This is a genomic window from Pedobacter sp. HMWF019 (assembly GCF_003061025.1).
GTDB lineage: Bacteria > Bacteroidota > Bacteroidia > Sphingobacteriales > Sphingobacteriaceae > Pedobacter.
In genome coordinates, this window is the sequence record NZ_QAIL01000167.1 from 1 (window position 1) to 4,660 (window position 4,660).

3 protein-coding genes are annotated in these 4,660 nt (G+C 40.4%); 2 read left to right on the forward strand and 1 reads right to left on the reverse strand.

From position 1 onward, the window contains the following. Positions 1 to 157: 157 nt before the first annotated feature. Positions 158 to 1,378 (forward strand): BamA/TamA family outer membrane protein, encoded by a 1,221-nt coding sequence (locus tag DBR11_RS10845; RefSeq protein ID WP_108552490.1) that lies wholly within the window; start codon positions 158 to 160, stop codon positions 1,376 to 1,378. Positions 1,379 to 1,398: 20 nt separating this feature from the next. On the opposite strand, the gene DBR11_RS10850 is transcribed toward DBR11_RS10845, so the two are convergent. Next, positions 1,399 to 3,972, reverse strand: coding sequence for a DUF5686 and carboxypeptidase-like regulatory domain-containing protein (locus DBR11_RS10850; RefSeq protein ID WP_108552492.1), 2,574 nt, complete (start codon positions 3,970 to 3,972; stop codon positions 1,399 to 1,401). A 194-nt stretch (positions 3,973 to 4,166) separates the two neighbouring features. Here DBR11_RS10850 and DBR11_RS10855 point away from each other — a divergent pair, with 194 nt between their 5' ends. Beyond that, entirely contained in the window at positions 4,167 to 4,511 is a 345-nt protein-coding gene (locus DBR11_RS10855; RefSeq protein ID WP_108552494.1) for a hypothetical protein, read from the forward strand. Positions 4,512 to 4,660: the final 149 nt, after the last annotated feature.

Sequence of the window (4,660 nt, forward strand, 5' to 3'; positions counted from 1 at the left end):
TAGTTATACACAAACCTAAATGAATAAATTTTGGCAGTAAATGATCGCTTCATTACCGATAAAAAAAATATATTCCAATGAAAATATAAATTGTAATTTTATCTTTTCATAACAACACAAATGAAGATTCCTGTTACGGAAGCATAGGCGAAGCAGTATGATTATAAAACGTTTTCTTTTTTTCACTGCGGGCCTGCTTTTAATTTTTAACCAAATACATGCGCAAGAAAAGCCGCAAAAAGATTCTATTGCCCAGACAGATGTGGGCGATTTGTACAAACGGTACTTTAAAAAACATGCCGGGCCAGATACATTGCATAAAAAAAATGGCAGCCTGGTGCTCTTGCCAACTTTTGGTTATACACCCAGTATAGGATTTCAACTCGGAGCTGACGTATTGGGAACAAGATATTTTGGAGATCCAGCAACGACAACTTTGTCTGTTTTTGAAGCCTACACAGCTGTGTCAACCAAGAAAACAGCATTGCTTCAGCTTAAACATAATATCTATCTGCAGAATAATGAATGGAACCTTCAGGGAAGCTGGGAGGTAGGGAAAAACCAAGTGTTGGATCACGGAATAGGAACAGGACATGATGATCCGGGCACCTTTCCGATCAAATTTACCTATCTGAGGCTGAACGAAAATATTTACCGGGAAATATTTGACCACTTTTACGCAGGAGCAGGTTTAGCCTTCAATTTTTATGGAGATATCGATGATGAGAAAGAAAATCCAGGAATGTCTAAAACCTTTAATCATTTTTACAGCATAAAAAACGGCTTTTCACCAGGACGATATTTTGCCAACGGTGTACTGGTGAACCTGCAATATAATACACGTGATCAGCCCTACAGACCCTATAAAGGAATATACGCAAATGTGATCTTCAGGGTAAATACCAAAGTGCTGGGAAGTGAACAGGAAGCCACACAGTTAAAAACAGAGCTCAGAAAATACTGGAGCCTTTCCCATAAAAATCCGGAACACGTGCTGGCTTACTGGATGTGGGGATCTTATTTGATCAATGGATCTATACCGTACCTGGAGTTACCCGGAACCGGCAGTGACGTAGACCAACGCAGTGGCAGGGGATATACCATTTACCGTTTTAAAGGACCATCTTATTTCTATAATGAGCTGGAATACCGGTTTCCCATCACTAAAAATAAACTCCTCAGTGGAGTTACCTTTATCAATGCCCAAACCGCAAGTAACCAACGCAAAACAAAACTCTTTCAGTACTGGGAGCCAGGAGGTGGAGCAGGATTAAGGATCCTGTTTAACAAACATACCCGTTCCAATCTTTGTATTGATTATGGCATTGGTAGTCATGGATCCAATGGGCTTTTTCTTGGCCTGAATGAAACCTTTTAAATCAAGCTGACCTAAAAATCCTAGAATTCAAACTGTAATTTTGCCCTAACCCCATATTTAGAGATACCCGGGTGATCGAGATAATTAAAACGGCGAACCAGATCCAGGCGCATGACCCTGAAAATATTTCCTATACCCACACTGCCTTCCATATAAGGCAATTTACCCAATACGTAGGTGGTTGGAATTCCTGCAGCCTTTACCGGGAACTGTGGAAGATCCGGATGCAGATTTGGATTGTTTTCGTCTCTTAAGCCACCATAAAGACCTTTGAAGGTTAGGTATTCCCGCAGTTTGAGGTGTTTGATGAGTGGAATTCGGTTTACAAACAAACCGTTGAAATTATGGTCAATATTTAAACTTACATAGTGGTCACTTACAAATTCCATGAAGTTCATCATATTGTAAGCATAGGTCTGATACGCATAAGACTGGTTGGCACGATGAATATCCAGTAGAGGGAAAGGTACGTTTCCGAAAATATAACCACCTTCCAGGCGGACATCAGAACGGCCAAACTGCGACATATAAAAGCGTTTGTCTATATAGCCCATTAAGTTTTTATAATTGTATTCTCCGTCAAACAATCCTTTTACGCCCTGTGAATAATTGAGGTAAAATACCGGGTATTTTTCAATCAGTCTTTCTCTGAAAACTTTACCCTGGTAAAAGCGCTCATGAGGCGCATAGCGCAGCTGTAAGCTGAGCTCCGAGCTGGTGATCTGATCGATGTTTACAGGAAGGTTGTTCTCGTTAGTGGTGAAAGTAAGTGATCCTGCAGGTCTTTGTGTCCATTTGGTAAAGCCAAGATTAAAGGAAAAATGGTTGGCGTATTCCTGCATGTACTCTGCTTTATACAGATCGCTGTACAAAAACTGCGAAGTTTCTCCATGTTTAAAGGAGGCGAGAAAGTTGTCTTCAAACACAATATTTTTAGACATATCGCCAGGAACATTTACGTCGCGCTGGAAACTGGCGCGTACAAAGCTCTGCGGAAAGGTATAAATCGATTTGTTGTTAAAAGCATAAGCCCCACTAAAGAAATATTTCCATTTTTCATCTTTAATGCCATAAGCTGCATAAGTATCGAAATAAAAGCGGGTACTGAAATCAGTGGTGGTCCGGCCGCCGATGCGCGGTTTGAAACCTTCCAGGCTGTTAAAGGTATAAAAGGTATAGAAGGGACCTATTTCAACGGGGCCATATTGTTTATACCCTACAAAGAAGAAGGCAGCCAGGTTCATCATTCTCTTGAAGGATTTCATTTTGCCCAGGCTGTCTATATTTCCGTAAATTTTTAGTTTTTCTGCAGAAATGGTATCCAGGCGATTGCTGGCCCAGTAGGCTGCAGAGCGTTTTTCTGCATCAGGAACAACCTCCAGATCAAGGCCACGGTATACACTGTCTGGCCGGATGATATTGGTTTTATAATCTTTAATTGTAACGGTCCGTTCTCCCTTAAATCCTTTGCCTCCATCTTTACCCAGTCCAAAATCCATTACCAGGTGGCTTTTACTCATATGATATTTTCCGGCAGTATCTTTTTCAAAATCAAGCTTAACTTCTAAGGCTTTTACGAAATTGACGTTTACATTTTTTCCTGTTTTCAGGAAGGCGTCTTGTACGGCATATTTTCCGTCCATCGTAATATAGATCTGCCCTTCAAAGAGCAGGGCGTTCTGGTTTCTTGGAACGAAGGAAAGTTCAATCAGGTTGGGTGTTTGATTTTTTACGGTATCAGTAATAAAGAATTTGTAGAAAAGAGGAGCGCTTTCAGCAATTGGGCTTAGGAACTGACTATTGGTAAAAACGATATTGTTTTTGTAGATGTCTACATCGGCGTACATCCGCTCAAAATAATTGCCTAGTGCATTGTTGTCTACCATGCTTTCGTCAAACTTGACATGTTTGTCGGCCAGCATAATGGTTTTGTTCTTTTTAGGGTCCTTGCGGAAGTAGTTTTGGGATAGACGTTCACGCAGATAGATGGGCATGATGTTCTTGCCTCCGATTTCAGTGGAGTCTTGTTTATCGAACAGGAACTGGTAATGCTTGAAGATTTTTTTGTTTTTGAACTGATCGGAAAGGTTACTCATGGAAAACTGCATCCAGTCGTACTGTTTGTATTCGACAGCATCCTGGCCTTCCAGCCGGTTCATGGGTTTATGTTCGATCACTTTACGGATCAGTTCCACTGCAGGATTGCCTTTATTGCGGTACGGTGCTTTTTTTGCTTTACTGCTGATGGTGACTTCATGTAGGTTTTGTGATTCTTCCTGCAACACGATATTGATGGTTTGTGTTGTAGAAGGGATAATATGAACGAATTTTGTTTTGTAGCCTACGTAGATGACCTGCAATTGGGTGTATGCAGCGCGACCACTTATACTGAATTTTCCATCGGCATCGGTTCTGACGGCTATTTTAGTGTCTTTAAACAATATCGTCACGGCAGGCAATGGACTTTTGTCTTTGCTGTCGGTTACGGTTCCGGAAACTACAGTGCTCTGGGCAAAAGTTCGGGAACCGACAAATAGAATCAGGACCAGGAAACTATAAAAAATATAAAAAGACTTTTTTGTATTGCTGTTCATAGATAGGCTTGGGCGGGGCTAAGTCTTTTTTTTACAGTAATAATACAAATAATGTGCCCGGATACAAGTTAAAAAATGTTAAAGTAGAAAAAAACGCTATTCGGCACTTTTTCTCCGGTGGGAAGGAGAGTGAAGGAGGTGGAAATGATTATATTTGTGCCTTACAAGAATGTGTCCTATAATAAGGTAACGCTATGTATCGGAAATTAGTTGGTATTCTCGTTTTGATCTCATTTTTTGGGCTGAAGTGCAGTAAAGTCTATGCTGCTGCAGATCATAAAATGAACAACCCTGTGGAGTCTTTCTGTTTTGAAGCAGGCTCTGATGGGGGAGCTACATCCGATACAGGAGATCAGCAAGGCCCTTGTTCTGATGACGAGGAGAAGGACTTGAAGTCATTTGAATTTATGGATGATGATTTCATACCAGTTACTGAAATGAAAGTATTCTATACTGCACTTTCCAGAAAAATGCTGATTCTTTATCATATGAGCTGCCCCGATCCATCGATTCCGGCATTCTATTCTCCTCCCGAGTAATTTATTAAACAGATCTCTGAATAAGAATTAACACACTTCAGTACAAAAAAGCTGTTTAAATATCCTGGGCATCATAAATAATTAAGTTAATATTCTATTATATGGTTTCGCCCGGCTACTATTATAATTACGTTCCCATAATCTATTAT